Raw genomic sequence first — 18,927 nt, forward strand, 5'->3', positions numbered from 1 at the left:
CCGCGCGCAAAAACCGCCGTGGCGTGCCACGGCGGTCTCGGAAAAAGGGCGTTACAGGATGATGCAGATGAGGCCGGAGCAGCCCTCGTTGATGACCCGTTCCAGCGTTTCCTGCAGGCGGGCGCGGGCCTCCTGGGGCATGTGGAGCAGCTTGTTCTGCAACCCCTCGTTCACCAGCTCGTGCAGGCTCTTGCCGAAAATGTTGGACTCCCATATCTTGATGGGGTCCTGCTCGAAGTCCTGCAAAAGGCTCATCACCAGCTCCTCGCTCTGGCGCTCGGAGCCCACGATGGGCGAAATTTCGGTGTTGATGGTGGCCTTGAGCAGATGGATGGAGGGGGCGCTGGCCCGCAGGCGCACCCCGTAGCGCCCGCCCTGGCGCACGATCTCCGGCTCTTCCAGATGCAGTTCGTTCAAAGTGGGCATCACGATGCCGTAGCCGGTGGCCTCCACCTGCTCGATGGCGCTGCGAATCTTCTCGTACTCCCGCTTTGCCTTGGCAAGGCCGATGATGCAGGGCATCAGGCTGGCCTCGTCGCAAATCTCCAGGCCGGTGGTCTCGCCCAGGACCTTGTAGAAGATGTCCGGCTCCAGTTCCAGCTCCAGGATGACCTTGCCGGTGGCCAGCTGCATGCTGCGCACCCGGGCGCTCTTGAGATACTCGCACTCCAGGGCGGCGGCGCCCTCGGCCACATCCTTCATCTGGGTGATGGAGGCGGCGTAGTCCTGGGCGGCGGCGTACACCGCGCTTTGCAGCCAGTGGTCCGGCTCCAGCATGGTGATCCACCGGGGCATGGCGAAGGCGATCTCCTTGACGTCAAACTCATAGAGGACGCTTTGCAGGATGCGGTCGATGGCCGCCGCGTCCAGGTCCACACAGCTCACCGGCAGAACGGTGTGGCCGTATTCCTCCTCCATCTGCCGCGCCAGCCGGCGGGCAGGCTCCCCCGCCGGGTCCACGCAGTTGAGCAGGATGACGAAGGGCTTGTGGATCTGGCAGAGCTCCGCGATGACCCGCTCCTCGGCCTCCTTGTATTTTTCCCGGGGGATGTCGCTGATGGAGCCGTCGGTGGTGATGACGAGGCCGATGGTGGAGTGGTCCCGGATGACCTTGCGGGTGCCGGTCTCGGCGGCCACGTCGAAGGGCACTTCCTCCTCGAACCAGGGGCTCTTGACCATGCGGGGCTTCTCGTTTTCCTCGTGGCCCATGGCTCCTTCCACCATGTAGCCCACGCAGTCGATGAGGCGGGCGTTGAAGCTGCCGCCGCCCTCCAGTTCCACCGTCACCGCCGTTTCGGGGATGAACTTGGGCTCGGTGGTCATGATGGTGCGCCCCGCCGCCGACTGGGGCAGTTCGTCCCGGGCGCGGGTCTTGACCGAGGGCACGGTGAGCCGGGGCAGGATGAGCTCCTCCATGAATTTCTTCACAAAAGTGCTCTTGCCGGTGCGCACCGGGCCCACCACGCCGATGTAGATGTCGCCGCCGGTGCGGGCGGCAATGTCCTTGTATACGCTGCTGCTTTCCATACGCCGGCCTCCTTTCAAACAGTCATAGGCACCAGCAGCCGGGCGGGCGCGGTCAGCTGCAGGTCCTCCAGGTGGTTCAGCTTCATCATGGCCGCCGGGGGCACATGGTAATGCTTTGCGATGTCGAAGATGTTCTCGCCCCCCTGGGCGTAGCAGATGCGCAGGGCCACGTCCGGCTCGGTGTTTTCCAGCGCGGTCTCGCAGGCGATGGAGTCCACCACCGTCTCTTTGGTGCGGCGGAACACAAGGCCCCGCACCCGGATGGAGACCCGCACGGTGACCTCGCCCCCCGCCGCCACCGGCTGGGCCGAGGTGACCACCGGCCAGCACTCGGCGCGGTACTGGTCGGCGGCGCCGGGCCAGACGTCGGGCAGCTGGTAATCGAAGGATTTGTCATAGCATTCGATCTCGCCCAAGGAATTCATGCACAGCACATGGGCGCTCGCCCGGCCGCCCAGGCTGACCCCGCCGCCCTCCGCGGCCACCCATTCCAGGGGGTGCAGCGTGACCAGACAGCCGATGATCTGAGCGTTCTCGTCGGGCAGCGGGCCGGAGGCGGCGGCCTCCGCGGTGCGGTTCAGCGTTTCGGCCAGCTGCTCGGCGGTGACCGTCTTGTAGGTGACGTCGGCGCTGTACTGGGTGGAGAAGGCGTCGGCCACCACATAGCACTCCACCTGGCGCACCATGCGCAGATGGAGCATGGCGGTGACGGTGAGGGTGGCCGCTCCCTCCTGCCCCGCCGCGGCGGTGAGGGTGCAGCCGATCATCTCGGCCTCGGCAAAGGCGACGGCATCCTCGGGGGCGTTGTCCAGGTCGATGATCTGGTTGAAGGGCACCGCCTGCTCCACCGTCTCCAGCTGATAGCCCGGCTGGCTGCGGTAGGTCAGCGCCACCTGGATGCGGCCCTTGACCACCGCCTTGCCGGTGATGACCTTGACCTCGTCCACCTGGCCCACGCCGGAAATGTCGATGACCGCCTGCACCTGGCCGGGCAGGGTCACCTCTTCCTCGGCGGTGAGCAGCTTATCCAGGTTTGCCACCGTGCGAAGCCCGTTCACCGGGATGAGCTTCTGCTCTGCGCCGCAGTCCGCCAGGGCGGTGATGACCTCCTGCTCGCTCTGGGCGCACACCTGTGCCGACAGGGCGTAGGCCCCCCGCACGTCCACCCGGCGCTGGTTCACCGCCCGGCAGTTAAGGTACTCCACCTCGCCGCTCACCGTGACGGAATAGCCCTGGTGCTGGCCCTCCGGCAGGTCCATGGCGCGGGTGAAGGGAATTTTCTGCTCGATCTGGCAAAGGCTCTGGTCGTCCTCCGCCTGATAGTAGACGACGCACCGCAGATAGCCCTCCACCGTGAGGCGGCCGGGCGTCACCTGCTTTTGCAGCGTGACGGGATAGACAAAGCACTTGACGATCTTGAAGACCTGCGGCAGATAGTCCGGGATGAGAAGTTCGGTCTCGATGGGCAGCTCGGCTTTGGTCTCCCACAGGCTGCCCATGGTGGATAAGGTATCTCTAAACACCTTGAGTTCCATTGTTTCGCCCCTTTCGCGTGTTCTGACACATGTATATTCACGCCGCCGGGGGCATATGCCGCAAAACGGGACAAACAAGGCAGCGCCCGCGGGCCGGTGCAAAGACCGGCCCGCGGGCGCTGTTTTTCTGCGGGGCGTTACCCCTCTTTTTTGATCTTGAACAAGGCGCGCAGGAACCCTGCGAGACACTTCGGACTTTTGACCACGACCACCTGCATGGCGCATCCCCCTTTTCCATGGTTCTTTGTCTGGATACGCCATTATATCCCCCGGGGGAGAAAAATGTGCAGGCTTTGGCCTTTCAAAGGCTCATTTCGGGGCGCAGACCAGCAGCAGGCTGCCGTCGGCCACCCGCACTTCGGCCCCGCCGGGCCGGGTCTCGTTGCTGGCGCCCAGGGTGGCGTCCGGCACAAGGCGGGCGTTTTGCAGCGGGTACTTGGCCCCTGTGATGCACACGCCCCCCGCCGCGCCTTCCAGCGGAAAGAGGGAGAAATAGGCTTCCGGGTCGTGGGGCACCCGCGCCGGGCGGCCGGGCAGCACATAGCGCAGCACCGCGCCCCGGCCCGCAATGGTGACTTTCGGCCCCTGTTTTGCCAGCCAGAGCCCGGCGGCGATGGCGGCAAGGCTGTGGTCCAGCCGCGCGCCGCCCAGCACGCCCAGGATGAGCGCCTCGTCAAAGCCCTTCTCCACGGCGAGGCGGGCGGCGTAATGGGTGTCGGTGTCGTCCTTTTCGGCAGGCAGCACCACCAGATTTTCCGCCTCGGGGCGGGGCGCGGAGTCAAAGTCGCCCACGATGAGGTCCGGGGTCACGCCCAGCGCCGCGGCGTTGCGGTAGCCCGCGTCGCAGGCGATGACATAGTCGCCGGGCAAAAGCAGTTCCTTCTGCTCCGGGTCCACCGGCCCGGCTCCAATGATGACACAGCGCGGCATGGGCGCTTCCTCCTTTTTCTTTAAAAAGGCCGGGGTTCAAGCCCCGGCCTTTTGGGTGCGTCGTTCAGCGCACTTCCCAGTCCTTGATGTCCTTCACCTCGTCGTACATGGCAAGGTAGCTTTCGTAGCGGGTGGGGCTTATCTCGCCCGCCTCCACTGCTTCGCGCACGGCGCAGCCCGCCTCGCTGCGATGGGAGCAGCCGGTGAAGCGGCACCGGGGGATGTAGTCCTCGAACTCCGGGAAGGCATACTGCAGGTTTTCCTTGGGGATGTAGCAGGCGCGGCCGGTGTCCAGGCTGGCAAAGCCGGGCGTGTCGGCCACAAGGCCCCCGAAGGCCTCGAATATCTCCACCTCCCGGGTGGTGTGCCGGCCGCGGCCCAGCTTCTGGCTGATGGAGCCGGTCTCGCGGGAGAGGTCGGGCAGCAGGGCGTTGAGCAGGGTGCTCTTGCCCACGCCGGAGTTGCCGCAGAAGGCGCACAGCCGGCCCTCGATCCAGCCGCGGATGTCGTCCAGGCCCTCGCCGGAGACGTGGTCCGCCACGATGACCGGCAAGGGCGACAGGGCGTAGGCGTTTTTCAGCTTTTCGGCCCCGGCCAGATCGGATTTGGTGATGATGAGCACCGGCTGGACGCCCTTGTCCGCCGCGATGGCGGAGAGTTTGTCCAGAACCAGGGTGCTGGGGGTGGGCTGGGTGGTGCTGGCCACGATGAACAGCACATCCAGGTTGGCGATGGGCGGGCGCACAAAGACGTTTTTGCGGGGCAGTATCTCGGCAATGACCCAGCTGCCCGCCTCTTCCTCCACGACCACCTTGTCCCCCGCCACGGGGGTGATGTTCCGTTTGCGGAAGATGCCCTTGGCTTTGCATTCCAGCATGCGGTCACCGGCTTTTACGTAATAAAAGCCGCCGATGCCCTTTGTGATATATCCCTCTGGCATAAAGTTCCTCTTGCTGTGCGCTCCCTCAGGTGGTGCCCTGGTCGCCCGTGTCAGGCACCTCGGTCGGCGTTACCGGCGTGGGGACCGGGGTAGGCGCCGGGGTGGGAGCCGGAGTGGCAGAGGGCGCGGGAGTGGGGCTGGGGGTGGGCTTGGGCGTGGGTTCCGGGGTGGGTTCGGGAGTGGGCTCCGGCCCCTTGGAAACCACCAGACCCACCTGGGAGTAAATTTTGACGGTGGAGCCTTCGGTGGGGGTGGAATCGATGACCACGCCCGCCGCGTACTCGCTGCTGTAAGCCTCGGTGACGACGCCGGTGACCAGATTGTTGTTGGTCAGGGCCTTCTGGGCGTCCTCCAGAGAGATGCCCTTCACCGGGGGAACGGTGGTCTCGGTCTCGATCTTCTTCTGGCTGACGTAGACCGAGATGGTCTCGCCGCTGGCGATGCTCTCGCCCGCCGCCGGCTCGGTGCGGATGACGGTGCCCTCGGCGAGGGAGTCGTCCTCCACGATCATGCGGCGCACCTGCAGGCCCAAGTCCTTCAGCTCCTCTTCGGCGTCGGCGATCTTCCACTGGGTCACGTCGGGCACGTTCACATACAGGGTGCCAAGGCTCACCTTGACGGTGACCTTCTGGCCCTCCTTGACGGTTCGGGGCCCGCGGGGCGACTGGTAGTAGATGACGCCCTCTTCATACTGGGCGTTGTATTCCTGCTCGGCCACCAGGGTCAGCTGGCCGGAGTACTGCTCCTTCACCGTCTCCCACTGCATGCCGGTGAAATCGGGCAGTTCCACGTCCGCCTTGTTGCTGAACAGGGGGTTGGTGGAGTTGGCAAAGATGAGATAGCACAGAATGGCGCTGCCCAGGGCGAAGGCCGCGGCCATGCCCGCCAGGATGGGCAGAACGCCCACCTTGCGGCGGGATTTGCGCTGGTGCTGGGTGTTTTTGCTGCCGGAAGAAGGGGCCGGCGCCTTGCGGCTGCCCTGGGAAGAGGGGCCCTTGCGGCCCGAGGGGCCGCCGCTTGACTGTTTAACCACCTTGTCGATATACCTCGCTGGCGAATCTTCGGTCATATATTCGTACTCGAACCGGATGCTGGGGTTCTTTTTGAACTCCTCCAGGTCGTTGAGCATGGCCCGCGCGCTGGGATAGCGCCGCGCCGGGTCCTTCGCCATGGCCCGGGCGGTGATGTCCTGCAATGCTTTGGGCACATCCGGCGCCACCTCGCTCAAGGGCGCGGCGGTGTCGGCGATCTGCTTGATGGCAACGGACACGGCGCTGTCCGACTCGAAGGGCAGCTTGCCCGAGAGCATCTCGTACATCATCACGCCCATGGAGTAGATGTCCGCCTTGGCGTCGGTGACGTCGCCCTTGGCCTGCTCGGGGCTGATGTAGTGCACCGAGCCGATGGCCTTTTCGCTGGTGTCCTGATACTCCGCGCGGGAGAAGCGGGCGATGCCGAAGTCCATGATCTTGACCCGGCCGTCCGCCAGAAGCATGATGTTCTGGGGCTTGATGTCCCGGTGGACGACGCCCTTCTGGTGGGCATGGTCCAGCGCGTCCAGCACCTGCTGGCAGAAGTGGACCACCTCTTTCCAGGTGAGGGGGCCGCCCCGGCGGTTCATGTATTCCTTCAGGGTGATGCCGTCGATGTACTCCATCACGATGAACTGGAGCCGGTCGGTGACCGAGACGTCGTAGACCTTGACGATGTTGGGGTGGTCCAGAATGGAGATGGCCTTGGATTCGTTCTTGAAGCGCCGCACCAGTTCGGTGTTCTGGCTGAACTCCTCCCGCAAGATCTTCACCGCCACAACGGCGTCGGTCTTGAGGTCACGTCCTTTGTAGACGTTGGCCATGCCGCCCACGCCCACCAGACTTTCCAGCAGGTAGCGGCCTTCCAGTTTTTTGCCGATCAGTTCGTCCATTTCAATCCTCCGTGGGTTCCACCCCTACCAGCACAGCGGTCACATTGTCCTGGCTGCCGGCAGCCAGGGCCCGCTCCACCAGCTTGCGGGGTGTGATGAAGAAGGGGGTGTGCTCCAGAATGTCCTGCAATTGCTCTGCGGGCACCGCGCCGGAAAGGCCGTCGGAGCAGAGCAGCAGCACGTCGCCGGTTTTGACCGGGGCGCTGGTGTAGTCCCCTTCCACCTCGGGCTCCACGCCCAGGGCCTTGGTGATGAGATTCTTGTGGGGGTGGCAGGCGGCCTGCTGGCGGGTGATCTGCCCGCTCTCGACCATCTGCTGCACCATGGTGTGGTCCACCGTGAGCTGCACAAGCTCGCCCGGACGGCACAAATACGCCCGGGAGTCGCCCACGTGGGCCACGTGCACCGTGCCCCGGCGCACCAGCACGCACACCGCGGTGGTGCCCATGCCCCGGTGGGCGGGGTCTTTCAGCGACTCGGCCCAGACCGCACGGTTGGCCTGGGCGATGCACCGGGCCAGCAGGGCCTGTTCGCCGCCCTCGGGCAGGTTTTTCAGGCCCTCGGCAAAGCAGTCCTCCAGGGCGTCGGTGGCCACCTGGCTGGCAAGCTGCCCGGCGGCGGCGCCGCCCATGCCGTCGCACACGACGGCCCAGACCGTGTCGTCGGGAAGGCGCGCGGCGCGGTAGTTATCCTGATTTTCGGAGCGGTAACCGCCCTTGTCGGTCTTGCCCGCCAGTTTCATTTCCTTCCCTCCCTTGCCGCCTCTTCGCGGCGCAGCTGGCCGCAGGCGGCGCTGATGTCGCTGCCCAGGCGGCGGCGCACGGTGGCGTTCACCCCTAAGTCTGTGAGCAGCGTTTGAAAGCGCTTGACGTTTTCGGCGTCGGTGGCGGAATAGGGGCTGCCGTCCACCGGGTTGATGGGGATGAGGTTCACATGGGCCCCCATGCCCCGGATGAGCGCCGCCAGTTCCTTTGCGGTGGCGGGGCTGTCGTTGACGCCCCGCACCATGGAGTACTCAAAGCTCACGCGGCGGCCGGTGGTCTGCTGGTAGCGGCGGCAGGCCGCGATGAGCTGGGCCACCGGGTAGGCGTCGTTCACCGGCATCATCCCGCTGCGCATCGCGTCGTTTGGCGCGTGCAGCGAGATGGAGAGGGTGAGCTGCAGCTTTTTCTCCGCCAGCTTGTCGATCATGGGCACGATGCCACAGGTGGACAGGCTGATGTTGCGCATGCCGATGTTCACCCCGTCGGGGCTTGAAATGATGGAGAGGAAATCCATCACGTTGTCGAAGTTGTCCAGCGGCTCGCCGATGCCCATGAGCACGATGTGGCTGATGCGCTCGCCGATGTCCTTCTGGGCGGCGTAAATTTGCCCTGCTATCTCCCCTGCTTCCAGGTTGCGCACCCGGCCCGCCTGGGTGGAGGCGCAGAAGCGGCAGCCCATGCGGCAGCCCACCTGGCTGGACACGCATGCGGTGACGCCGTAGTGGTAGCGCATGATGACCGTCTCGATGCAGTTGCCGTCGGCAAGGGCGAAGAGGTACTTCACCGTGCCGTCCTTGGACTGCTGCCGCCGCACGATGGCGGGGGCGGCGATGTAATATCCCTCTTCCAGCTTTGCCAGAAGGGCCTTGGGCTGGTCGGTCATGGCGGAAAACTCCGTGACCAGCTTCTGATGCAGCCAGTGGAATATCTGTTTGGCCCGGAAGGCGGGCTGGCCCAGCTCCTTCATCAGAGCGGTCAGCCCTTCGAGCGTATAGGAGGATATACAGTTCTTGCTCATTGTATCACAAACCCTCGTTCGTTTCCATACCCGGGCGTTCACACCCGTTCCAGCACTGCCGCGAAAAATCCGTCCGGCCCGGCAAAGCCGGGCAGCATGGTCTGCATATTGTCCTCGATGAGCGCGCCCTCCAGCACCACCGGCGGCGGCAGGAGGCGAAAGCCCGGCGTTTTTTCCAAAAAGGCGCGGACCACCTGCCCGTTCTCCCGCACATCCACCGTGCAGGTGGAGTAGACAAGGCGGCCGCCTTCCTTTACATAACGGGCGGCGTTGGTGAGAATTTTCAACTGGAGGGCATGCAGTTCTTCGCTACCCTCCAGGGACTTATAGCGGATGTCCGGCTTTTTGGCGATGACGCCAAGGCCGGAACAGGGCACATCGCACAGCACCCGGTCCGCCCCGGCCAGCGCCGGGTCATAGACCGAGGCGTCCCCCTGCCCCACCGTGACGCAGGAAAGGCCGCAGCGGCGCGCCGCCGTTTCGATGAGGGGCAGGCGGTTTTGTGCCGCGTCGAAGCTCAAAAGCCGTCCTTTATCCCCCATCTGCTGGGCCAGCAGCAGGGTCTTGCCGCCGGGGGCGGCGCAGAGGTCCAGCACCGTTTCGCCGGGCTGCGCTTCCAGGCAGAGGGCCGCCGTCTGGCTGGCAAGGCCCTGGACGTGATAAAGGCCCTCCCGGAAGGCTTTTGTGGCGGCGGGGCTGCCGGAAAATCCCGCTTCCACCGCGCCGGGCACATCCAGCGGGCGGGCTTTCACGCCCTCTTCCGCCAGCTTTGCGCAGAGCTGCTGCGGTGTGCAGCGCAGAGTGTTGCAGCGCAGGGTGACCGGCGGCTTTTCGAAGAAGGAGGCCAGCATCCGCTCGGCCTTGTCCGGGTACTGCGCAAGCAGCAGCTCCACGACGGGCAGGCCCACCGAATACCGCACCGAGAGTTCTTCCGCACGGTTTTTGAAATGAGCGGAGGCAGGGTCCAGCCCCACGGCTTTGCGCAGCACCGCGTTCACAAGGCCCGCCGCGCTGCTCTTTTTCAGCTGGCGGCAGAGGCCCACCGCCTCGTTCACCGCCGCCGGCACCGGGGTGTTCATATATTTCGCCTCATAGAGGCCGCAGCGCAGCACCGCCCGCACCGGGGCGTCCAGCTTTTGCAGCGGCTTTGAAAGGCACCGGCTCAGCGCCCAGTCCAGGGTGAGCAGCCGCTCGGTGACGCCGTAGAACAGGGCGCTGACGAAGGCTTTGTCCTTGGGCGAAAGTGCCTCCCGCTCCAGCGCGGCGGCCAGCACCAGATTGGAATAGCCGTTCTGCTCCTGCTTCACAAGAGCCAGGGCCGCCGTGCGGCGGGCGTTCGTCATGGTCAATGCTCCTTTGGTGAGTTTAGAGAGTGTCGCCGGGCTTGAGGCGGCGGCCCGCCGCCCAGGCGGTGCCCGCCATGGGCTTTTTGCCCTCCGGCACCACTTCGGTCAGTTCCAGCGCGCCCTCGCCGCAGGCGACGGTCAAAGGCGAGAGGGCCAGCACCTGGCCCGGCGCGCCGCTGCCGGCGGCGACGCGGCTTTTGAGGACCTTCATCTTCTTGCCGCTCTCTTCAAAGTAGGCCACCGGCCAGGGGTTCATGCCCCGCACGAGATCATGCAGTTCCTTTGCAGGGCGGGTGAAGTCAAAGCGTGCCATCTCCTTGGTGAGAGGCGGCGCGAGGGTGGCTTTGCTGTGGTCCTGAGGCGTGCGGGTCACCTCGCCCCTGCCGATGGCGGCGATGGTCTCCACCAGGGTCTTTGCCCCCTGGTCGGTGATGCGCTCGAACAGTTCGCCGCTGGTCTCCTCGGGGCCGATGGTCACCGGGGCCACGTTCAGGATATCGCCGGTGTCCAGGCCCTCGTCCAGGAACATGATGGAAACGCCGGTCTCGGTGTCGCCGTTGATGACCGACCACTGCACCGGCGCCGCGCCCCGATACTTGGGCAGCAGCGACACATGCAGGTTGATGCACCCGAGAGGCGGCACTTCCAGCACCTCGGGGGGCAGGATGCGCCCGTAGGCCACCACCACGATCAGCTCGGGGGCCAAAGCGCGGATGTCCGCCTGCACCGCCTCGTCCCGCAGGGTGCGGGGCTGGTAGACGGGAATGCCCTTGCTCTCGGCCAGCACCTTCACCGGGGGCGCGGTGAGCACCTGCTTGCGGCCCACCGGCTTATCCTGCCGGGTGAACACGCCGCAGACCTCGTGCCCTGCCTCCAGGATGGCCGCAAGGCTGGCCGCCGCGATGTCCGGCGTGCCCATGAAAAGAATGCGCATCAGTCTTCCTCCGCCTCGTCGGGGTAGTCGTCCTCATAGAAATGGTCGGCCAGGTCCATGATGGTGATGCCGTCCAGATGGTTGGTCTCGTGGCAGAAGCACCGGGCCAGCATCTCCTCGGCCTCCATCTCGAAGGTCTCGCCGTGGCGGTCCTGGGCACGGATCTTCACCTTGCGGGGGCGCTCGATGGCACCGTTGTGGCCCGGGAAGGAAAGGCACCCCTCATAAAGGGTGACGGTGTCCTCGGATTCTTCCAGAATTTCGGGGTTGACGCACTCGATGAACTTGGGCTCGTACCCCTCGGGCACGGTGCCGTCCTCCGGCAGGTCCCGCTCGTCCAGCGCGATGAACAGGCGGCGCATCACGCCCACCTGGGGCCCGGCAAGGCCGAGGCCGCCGGCGTCCAGCAGAGTCTCTTTCATGTCGTCCAGCAGGGTGGCCAGACGGTCGTCAAAATTGGTGACCGGGCGGCAGACCTTCTTCAGAATGGGGTCGCCGTCCTGCACGATGGTGCGAAGTGCCATAATTCGTTGCTCCTTTATCTGTAGTGGCGGGGCGTTTCAGTCCCCGTCGGAATTGAAATCCAGCGTCACGGCGGCCTTGCCGGGCAGCCCTTCGGCGGAATAGTCCTGCATCACGTCCGCCAGCATCGCCCGGAAGGCTTTGTCGTTGCGGCATTTGATGGTGAGTTTGTAGCGGTAGCGGTCCTTGATGAGGACCACGTTCATGGGCGCAGGGCCCAAAAGGCGCAGCGGCATGTTCGGCTGCTGCTTTGCCCGGGCGGTGAGCAGCGCGCCGAAGCGGGCCGCGGCGGCAAGGGTCTCGCCGTCCTTTTCGCCGCTGAAGGCGGCGATGCACACCGAGCAGAAGGGCGGATAGAGGCACAGCTTGCGGAAGGCTATCTCCTGGGCAAAGAAGGCCTCGTAGTTTTGGGATGCCGCCAGATTCAGCACCGGGTTCTGCGGGTCCACCGTCTGGATGACCGCGTGGCCCGGCTCGCTGGCCCGGCCGCCCCGGCCGATGACCTGGGTGACCAGACTGAACACGTTCTCATAGGCCCGAAAGCCCTGGGAGAAGAGCAGGCTGTCCACCCCAAGCACCCCCACCAGGGTGACCTTTTCAAAGTCCAGGCCCTTGGCCACCATCTGGGTGCCCAGCATGATGTCGTAGTCGCCGGCGGCGAAGCGGGCCAGCATGCGGTCGTGGGCGTTCTTCTGGCCGGTGGAGTCCTGGTCCATGCGCAGGACGCGGGCGTCCGGGAACAGCTCGGCCAGCTCCTCCTCCACCCGCTGGGTGCCAAATCCTGTGTAGCGCAGCTTGCCGCCGCACTCGGGGCATCTGGTGGGCACCGGCGAGATGGTGTGGCCGCAGTAGTGGCAGAGCAGCTTCTGCTCGGCCTTGTGGTAGACCATGGGCACGCTGCAGCTGCCGCATTTCACCGCCTTGCCGCACTCGGTGCACATGCCCACGGTGCGGTAGCCCCGGCGGTTGAGCAGCAGGATGGTCTGCCGCTTTGCCGCAAGCGTCTGGCGGATGTGCTCGGCCAGCGGGGCGCTGATGCTGGCGGGGTTGCCCGCCGCCAGCTCCGCCCGCATGTCCACCAGTTCCACGGTGGGAAGCGGCTGGCTGGCGTAGCGTTTGGTGAGTTTGTAAAGGGTGTAGCGCCCGTCCAACGCGGCCTGATAGCTCTCCACGCTGGGGGTGGCGCTGGCGAAGAGCACCAGCGCGTTATGGTCGGCGGCGCGGCGCTTGGCCACCTGCCGCGCGTCAAAGCGGGGTGCGTTCTCCGACTGATAGGTGTGCTCCTGTTCCTCGTCCACCACGATGAGGCCGATGTTCGCCAATGGCGCGAACACCGCGCTGCGGGTGCCCACCACGATGTCCGCCCCGCCGGTCTGTATCATCCGCCACTGCAAAAGGCGCTCGGTGTGGCTGAGGGCGGAGTGCTGCACCGCCACCCGCTCGCCGAAGCTGGCTTTGAGGCGGCGTATCATCTGGGGGGTGAGGCTTATCTCCGGCACCAGAACAAGAGCGGTGCGCCCCAGTTCCAGGCAGCGCTGGATGAGCTTCAGGAACACCAGCGTTTTGCCGCTGGCGGTGACGCCGTGGAGCAGCGCCGCCGCAGGCTTTTGCTGGGCCATTTGGGCGGCAAGGCCCTCGAACACACGCTGCTGGTCGTCGCTTAAGACCACCGGCTCCTCCGAGCGGGGGATGCCCGCGTAGAGGTCCACGGTCTTGTCCACCTGCCCTTTGCGCAACACGCCCTTTTCGCAGAGGTTATCCAGCACGGCGCGGGAAAGGCCCATCTCCGCGAGGGCCGAGGCAGGCAGCGGGCCGTTTGCCAGCGCGGCGGCGGCGGCTTTCTGCTTTTCGGTGGGCTTGGGCTTTTCGGGCAGCGGGCCGGCCAGCTCATACAAGGGCTCGGTGTGGCGCTGCAGCTGCTTTTGCAGCCGGGGGCCGTTCTCGGTGCTCGCCGGGCGGTACTGCGCCCCGTAGGGGATGATAGCCCGCACCGCCTCGTACCAGGTGCAGAAGGTGCGCTCCTTCAAAAAGTGCACAAGGCCCAGCAGTTCGTCGGTGAGGCGGGCTTCCTCGGGGGCGGCGTCGAACAGCTCCTTGCAGCGGCCCGCTTCCTCCTGCTGGCCCAGGGCCAGCACCACGCCGGTGCGGGGCTTGTTGCCCCGCCCGAAGGGCACCAGCACCATGCTGCCCACGAACACCGCCCCTTCCAGCCGGGGCGGCAGCAGGTAGGTATAGAGCTTGTCAAAGTGGAAGGTGGCCCCGCTGACTGCCACTTGAACGGTCTGCAACAAAGCCACGTTCCTCCTTTTCTTTATTTATGTATGCTGATGCTCCCGGATGAGGCGGTAAATTTCATCGGCGCAGCGGTCCACGTCGTCGTTGACCACCACTTCGTCGTAGTCGGTGGCGTAGCTCATCTCCTCCGCCGCCCGGGCGAGGCGGCTCTGGATGGCCTGCTCGCTCTCGGTGCCGCGGCCCCGCAGACGCTCTTCCAGTTCGGCGTAGCTGGGGGGCTGGATGAAGATGGTGGTGGCCCCGGGGTACAGGCGCTTGATGTTGGTGGCGCCCACCACCTCGATGACCAGGATGACGGTGGTGTGGGCGGCGATGCGCCTGTCCACCTCGGACTTGGGGGTGCCGTAGTAGTTGCCGCAGTACTGGGTGTACTCCAGAATCTCGCCGTCGGCGATTTTCTGCTCAAAGGCGGGCACGGTGAGGTAGTAGTAGTTGACGCCCTCCTGTTCGCCGGGGCGCTTGTCGCGGGTGGTGGCGGAGACGGAAATTTCGATTTCCGGGTGCTGCGCCATCAGGCGGGAGACCACCGTGTCCTTGCCGGAGCCGGAGGGCCCGGAGACCACCACAAGATACTGTTCGTTATTCATTGTCCATCTCCTCGTCGTCTTCCACATCGTCCACCGCCAGGCGGTTGGCCACCGTCTCAGGCTGCACGGCGCTGAGGATGACGTGGTCGGAATCCATGATAATGACCGCGCGGGTGCGGCGGCCGTAGGTGGCGTCGATAAGGGCGCCCTTGTCCCGCGCCTCCTGCACGATGCGCTTGATGGGGGCGCTCTCGGGGCTGACGATGGCGATGAGCCGGCTGGCGCTGACCATGTTGCCGAAGCCGATGTTGATGAGTTTCATACCTTCCTCTCCCCCTTACTCGATGTTCTGGATCTGCTCGCGGATCTTTTCGATTTCGGCCTTGGTGTCCACCACCATGCGGGTGATGGCCAGGTCCTGGCACTTGGAGCCGATGGTGTTGGTCTCCCGGTTCAGCTCCTGGGTCAAAAAGTCCAGCTTGCGGCCCACGGGGCCGTCGGTGCTCAAGATCTCCCGATACTGGGCGATGTGGCTGCGCAGGCGCACGGTCTCCTCGTCCACGGCGGTCTTGTCCGCAAAGATGGCGGCCTCGGTGAGGATGCGCGCCTGGTCGATGTTCTGGTCCTGCAAAATGGTCTCGAGGCGGGCGTAGAGCTTCTGGGTGTAGTTTTCCACCCGCTGGGCGCTGCCCTCTTCGATTTTGCCCACCGTCTCCTCGATGGTGGCAAGGCGGTCCATCACGTCGGCCTTCAGCTTCTCGCCCTCCACCGCACGCATGGCGATGAAGTTCTTGAGCGCGGCCTCGCACACGCCGGCCACGTCCTGCCAGAGGGCGTCCTCGTCCACGTCGGCGTGGCGCACGGCCAGCACGTCGGGGAAGCGGGCCAGCAGACCGGCGGTCACGTCTCCCGCCGCGCCCGTCTCGGTGCGGATGGCTTCCAGCGCCGCGGCGTAGCTTTTGGCCAGGGGCATGTTCACCTGCACCGTCACGTCCGGGGCGCTGACCGTCTGCATCTGCAGGCTCAGCTCAACCTTGCCCCGGCTGACCGCCGCGCTGAGCAGCTTTTTCAGCTTGTCGTCCATATAGGCGCAGCTGCGGGGGATGCGGGAGGAATACTCGAAATAGCGGGAATTGACGCTTTTGATCTCCACCGTGATGTCACGGCCGTTCACCAGCGCCTCGGCCCGGCCGTAGCCGGTCATGCTCAGGGCCATTCAAACCAACCTCTTTCACATTTCGTCTTGCGTTTCGGTGTATATTTTTTCCGCGAGGGCCCAGTGCCCCAATCTTAAAATATACATATTGCTATCTTACTCTCTTTGGCTCGCTTTTTCAAGGTTTTGCTTCCATTTTCTGGCCCGCACGCGGCCGCTCCCCCGCTTTTCAGCATGGGCAGGGCGGCACAAAAATATCCCCCCGTTCCGGCGGAACAGGGGGATATGCGCATCAAAAAATCATACGGGATGGCTCTTGGAAGCGTAGTCCACATGGTCGCCGTCCACGCCGGCGGCCTTCTCGGCGCGCTTCTCGAAGAACCCCGGGGCCACCTGGGGGAACATGGCGTAGGTGAGCACGTCCTCCTCCTGGATGGCGTACTTGGCGGCCTCGGCCTTCATCTTCTCCACCTCCGGCTCCAGCAGGTCGGCCGGGCGGCAGGTGATGGGCGCCTCGTCACCCAGGATTTTCTTGGTGAACTCGGGGCTGATGGGCGCGGGAGTGCGGCCGTAGTCGCCGTGGACCAAGCCCTTGAACTCCTTGGTGACCATCTTGTAGCGCTCGCCCATGATGACGTTGAACACCGCCTGGGTGCCCACGATCTGGCTGGTGGGAGTGACCAGCGGCGGATAGCCGGAGTCCTCGCGCACGCGGGGGATCTCCTGCAGAACGGCGTCCAGCTGGTCCTCCTTGCCGGCATCCTTCAGCTGCTTGAGCAGGTTGGAGAGCATGCCGCCGGGCACCTGATACAGCAGGGTGTTGGCGTCCACGCCCAGCATCTTGGGGCTGATCTGGCCGTTGGCGATGTACTTCTCGCGGAGTTTGGCGAAGTGGGCGCGCACCACGTTCAGCTTCTTGAGGTCCAGGCCGGTGTCGTACTCGGTGCCCTTCAAAGCGGCCACAAGGCTCTCGGTGGGCATGTGGCTGGTGCCCAGGGCCAGGGGGCTCATGGCGGTGTCCACGATGTCCGCGCCGGCCTCGATGCCCTTCAGGATGGACATGGAGGCAAGGCCGGAGGTGTAGTGGCTGTGGATGTCCACAGGGATGGAGATGGTCTCTTTCAGGGCCTTCACCAGCTCATAGGTGGCGGTGGGGGTCAAGAGGCCGGCCATGTCCTTGATGCAGATGCTGTGGGCGCCCATCTCTTCCAGAGTCTTGGCGTAGTTCGCGAAGTACTCGTTGTTGTGCACGGGGCTGAGGGTGTAGCTGATGCAGCCCTGCACATGGGCCTTTTCCTTGATGGCCGCCTTGATGGCGGTCTCCAGGTTGCGGGGGTCGTTCAGCGCGTCAAAGATGCGCAGGATGTCGATGCCGTTGGCAACGGACTTCTGCACGAAGTACTCCACCGCGTCGTCGGCGTAGTGGCGGTAGCCCAGCATGTTCTGGCCGCGGAACAGCATCTGCAGCTTGGTGTTGGGCATCTCCTTGCGCAGGATGCGCAGGCGGTCCCAGGGGTCCTCGTCCAGGAAACGGATGCAGGCGTCGAAGGTGGCGCCGCCCCAGCATTCCACCGAGTAGTAGCCCACTTCGTCCATGGCGGGCAGGATGGGACGCATCTCATCCATGGTCATGCGGGTGGCCAGCAGCGACTGGTGGGCGTCGCGCAGGACCACTTCTGTGATCTTTACGGGTTTTGCCATCTCGTTCCCCTCCCGTTTCTCAGTTCAGCGAAGCCAGCACGTCGCCGGAGTTCACGCTGTCGCCCTTCTTCACGTTCACCGCGGCCACGGTGCCGTCCTGCGGGGCCACGATCTCGTTCTCCATCTTCATGGCCTCCAGGATGACCAGCACGTCGCCCGCCTTCACAGCGACGCCGGGGGCCACTTTCACGTCCAGGATGGTGCCGGGCATGGGGGCGTTCACAGCCACGGAGCCAGCGGCAGCCGGAGCGGCGGCCTTGGGCGCGGGGGCGGGAGCAGCCTTGGGCGCGGGGGCGGCCACAGGGGCGGGAGCAGCGCCGGCGGCGGTCTCCTCCACGGTCACATTGTACGGGGTGCCGTTGACGGTGATGGTGTAGTGTTTCATAGTCCGTGTTCCTCCTATATCAGTCGATATGACGTGTCGTTCTTTGCATCACAGGGCCATGTTGCCGTGCTTCTTGGGCAGGCGCTGGGCCCGCTTGCTGGCCAGGATGTCCAGCGCGTTCACCAGCGCGGCGCGGGCGCCGGCGGCGTCCACCGCGAGGTCCGCGGCACCGGCGGCCACGGCGGCCTGGGCGCTGCACTCATTGGCGGCGTACTGGGCGGCCTTGGCGGCGGTGGCGGCGGCCAGATTGTCGCTGGCCTCCAGTTCCTCTTTATACAGCACGCGGGCGGCGGCCATCGGGTCCAGAGCGGACACGGTGCAGCCGGTGACGGCCAGCCGCAGGTCGGCATTGGCCAGGGCGGTGTAGACAGGGCCCACGGCCTTGCCCGCCAGCAGGGCCACCTTGGCGGTGGTGGCGTCGGCGTAAGTACCGGCCAGACGGGCCGCGGCGCGGATGCCGCCGGCTTCGTCCTCGCTGGCGCTGGGCACGAAGCCCTCACTGTTGACCACGGTCACCACGGGGATGCTGAAGGCGTCGCACAGGCGCACCAGACGGGCGGCCTTGTCCACGCAGACGCGGCACAGGCCCTCGGGCTTGGTGGCCACCACGCCCACGGCGTTGCCGTTCACGGTGGCGAGAGCGGTGTATACGTTTTTGCCGAAGGCGCTGAACAGCTCGATGGCGCTGCCCTCGTCCACAAGGGCGGCCACGGCCTTTTCGGCGTCGTATTTGGCGAAGTCGGGCGCGGCGGAAGGCGCCTCGAACTCGAACACGGAGGGGCCGGCCAGATTGTTGCCGGGCAGCAGGGTGACTACCCGGGCGGCCAGGGCGGCAGCCTCGGCGGCATCCTTCGCGGTGAGGGCCGCAACGCCCGCCTTGGCGGCGAACTCAGCGCTGCCCGCGCCGGGCAGCTTGTCGCCGTGGGCGGCGCTGGTGAAGGGGGCGGTGAAGAACAGCTCGGCCCCTTCGGCCATGATGCACACGTCGGCGCTGGCGGCGGCCAGGGCTGCGGTGGCGCCGCAGACGCCCACCACAACGGCCACCTGAGGCACCACGCCGGAGGCCTTGGCGATGGCGGCGTTCAGCCGGGAGGCGGCGGTGAGCACGTCCAGGCCTTCGTCCAGCTTCGCGCCCGCAGCGTCGTAGAAGGTGACCACCGGGTTGCCGGTGAGGCAGGCCATCTCAAGGGCCTTGATCTGCTTTTCCACATCCTTCACGGTGAGCGCGCCGCCGTTCTGGCACACCGCGTACACCGGCTGCCCGCCGGCGCAGCCGTGGGCCACCTCCACCGTGCCGGATGCCAGCAGCGGGGTGTAGACGCCGTCGTCGAAGAACGCCGATAAGATCTCGCCTGTGCCCAGCTTTTCTTTCGCCATAATTGACCCTCCTGTTTCATTGCAACGAAAACGCGGTTGCCGCCTT

Annotated in this window: 18 protein-coding genes; all 18 read right to left on the reverse strand. The window is 65.5% G+C overall.

Annotated elements, in window-relative coordinates:
* Positions 1-51 precede the first annotated feature (51 nt).
* Positions 52-1,527 carry a stage IV sporulation protein A gene (gene spoIVA / locus ACMI1Q_RS02790; protein WP_419502734.1) on the reverse strand — a complete coding sequence of 492 codons (1,476 nt, stop codon included), beginning with the start codon at positions 1,525-1,527 and terminating at the stop codon, positions 52-54.
* A gap of 14 nt (positions 1,528-1,541) precedes the next feature.
* On the reverse strand, positions 1,542-3,062 hold the full coding sequence (locus tag ACMI1Q_RS02795; protein WP_419502735.1) for an SPOCS domain-containing protein: 1,521 nt from the start codon (positions 3,060-3,062) through the stop codon (positions 1,542-1,544).
* Between the two features lie 137 nt (positions 3,063-3,199).
* The gene (gene spoVM / locus ACMI1Q_RS02800) at positions 3,200-3,280 is read right to left on the reverse strand and encodes a stage V sporulation protein SpoVM (RefSeq protein ID WP_394964054.1); all 81 of its coding nucleotides are present in this window, start codon (positions 3,278-3,280) and stop codon (positions 3,200-3,202) included.
* Between the two features lie 91 nt (positions 3,281-3,371).
* Positions 3,372-3,992 carry a thiamine diphosphokinase gene (locus tag ACMI1Q_RS02805; protein ID WP_419502736.1) on the reverse strand — a complete coding sequence of 207 codons (621 nt, stop codon included), beginning with the start codon at positions 3,990-3,992 and terminating at the stop codon, positions 3,372-3,374.
* 64 nt (positions 3,993-4,056) lie between these two features.
* Entirely contained in the window at positions 4,057-4,932 is an 876-nt protein-coding gene (rsgA, locus tag ACMI1Q_RS02810; RefSeq protein ID WP_417026062.1) for a ribosome small subunit-dependent GTPase A, read from the reverse strand.
* A 25-nt stretch (positions 4,933-4,957) separates the two neighbouring features.
* Positions 4,958-6,856, reverse strand: coding sequence for a Stk1 family PASTA domain-containing Ser/Thr kinase (gene pknB / locus ACMI1Q_RS02815; RefSeq protein WP_419502737.1), 1,899 nt, complete (start codon positions 6,854-6,856; stop codon positions 4,958-4,960).
* 1 nt (position 6,857) lies between these two features.
* Positions 6,858-7,598: a Stp1/IreP family PP2C-type Ser/Thr phosphatase gene (locus tag ACMI1Q_RS02820; protein ID WP_394979620.1), complete on the reverse strand. Its 741-nt coding sequence runs from the start codon at positions 7,596-7,598 to the stop codon at positions 6,858-6,860.
* Positions 7,595-8,638: a 23S rRNA (adenine(2503)-C(2))-methyltransferase RlmN gene (gene rlmN, locus ACMI1Q_RS02825; protein WP_330056841.1), complete on the reverse strand. Its 1,044-nt coding sequence runs from the start codon at positions 8,636-8,638 to the stop codon at positions 7,595-7,597. The genes ACMI1Q_RS02820 and rlmN overlap by 4 nt, the downstream gene beginning before the upstream one ends.
* 38 nt (positions 8,639-8,676) lie before the next feature.
* Positions 8,677-9,981, reverse strand: coding sequence for a 16S rRNA (cytosine(967)-C(5))-methyltransferase RsmB (gene rsmB / locus ACMI1Q_RS02830; protein WP_419502738.1), 1,305 nt, complete (start codon positions 9,979-9,981; stop codon positions 8,677-8,679).
* 22 nt (positions 9,982-10,003) lie between these two features.
* Positions 10,004-10,918, reverse strand: coding sequence for a methionyl-tRNA formyltransferase (gene fmt, locus ACMI1Q_RS02835; RefSeq protein WP_419502739.1), 915 nt, complete (start codon positions 10,916-10,918; stop codon positions 10,004-10,006).
* The gene (gene def / locus ACMI1Q_RS02840; RefSeq protein WP_177521576.1) at positions 10,918-11,442 is read right to left on the reverse strand and encodes a peptide deformylase; all 525 of its coding nucleotides are present in this window, start codon (positions 11,440-11,442) and stop codon (positions 10,918-10,920) included. Before def ends, fmt begins: the two co-directional genes overlap by 1 nt.
* Before the next feature lie 36 nt (positions 11,443-11,478).
* Positions 11,479-13,737 carry a replication restart helicase PriA gene (priA, locus tag ACMI1Q_RS02845; RefSeq protein ID WP_394979614.1) on the reverse strand — a complete coding sequence of 753 codons (2,259 nt, stop codon included), beginning with the start codon at positions 13,735-13,737 and terminating at the stop codon, positions 11,479-11,481.
* A gap of 18 nt (positions 13,738-13,755) precedes the next feature.
* Positions 13,756-14,322, reverse strand: a complete 567-nt coding sequence (gene gmk, locus ACMI1Q_RS02850; protein WP_419502740.1) for a guanylate kinase — start codon at positions 14,320-14,322, stop codon at positions 13,756-13,758.
* Positions 14,315-14,584, reverse strand: a complete 270-nt coding sequence (gene remA, locus ACMI1Q_RS02855; protein ID WP_177521579.1) for an extracellular matrix/biofilm regulator RemA — start codon at positions 14,582-14,584, stop codon at positions 14,315-14,317. The genes gmk and remA overlap by 8 nt, the downstream gene beginning before the upstream one ends.
* Before the next feature lie 15 nt (positions 14,585-14,599).
* On the reverse strand, positions 14,600-15,478 hold the full coding sequence (locus ACMI1Q_RS02860) for a YicC/YloC family endoribonuclease (protein ID WP_419502741.1): 879 nt from the start codon (positions 15,476-15,478) through the stop codon (positions 14,600-14,602).
* 240 nt (positions 15,479-15,718) lie between these two features.
* The gene (locus ACMI1Q_RS02865; RefSeq protein ID WP_419502742.1) at positions 15,719-17,119 is read right to left on the reverse strand and encodes an oxaloacetate decarboxylase subunit alpha; all 1,401 of its coding nucleotides are present in this window, start codon (positions 17,117-17,119) and stop codon (positions 15,719-15,721) included.
* A 19-nt stretch (positions 17,120-17,138) separates the two neighbouring features.
* Positions 17,139-17,504 (reverse strand): biotin/lipoyl-containing protein, encoded by a 366-nt coding sequence (locus ACMI1Q_RS02870; RefSeq protein ID WP_177521582.1) that lies wholly within the window; start codon positions 17,502-17,504, stop codon positions 17,139-17,141.
* A gap of 48 nt (positions 17,505-17,552) precedes the next feature.
* Positions 17,553-18,881, reverse strand: coding sequence for a carboxyl transferase domain-containing protein (locus tag ACMI1Q_RS02875; protein WP_419502743.1), 1,329 nt, complete (start codon positions 18,879-18,881; stop codon positions 17,553-17,555).
* Positions 18,882-18,927: the final 46 nt, after the last annotated feature.

It is taken from the genome of Candidatus Allofournierella excrementavium (assembly GCF_048526665.1).
Lineage (GTDB): Bacteria > Bacillota > Clostridia > Oscillospirales > Ruminococcaceae > Allofournierella_A > Allofournierella_A excrementavium.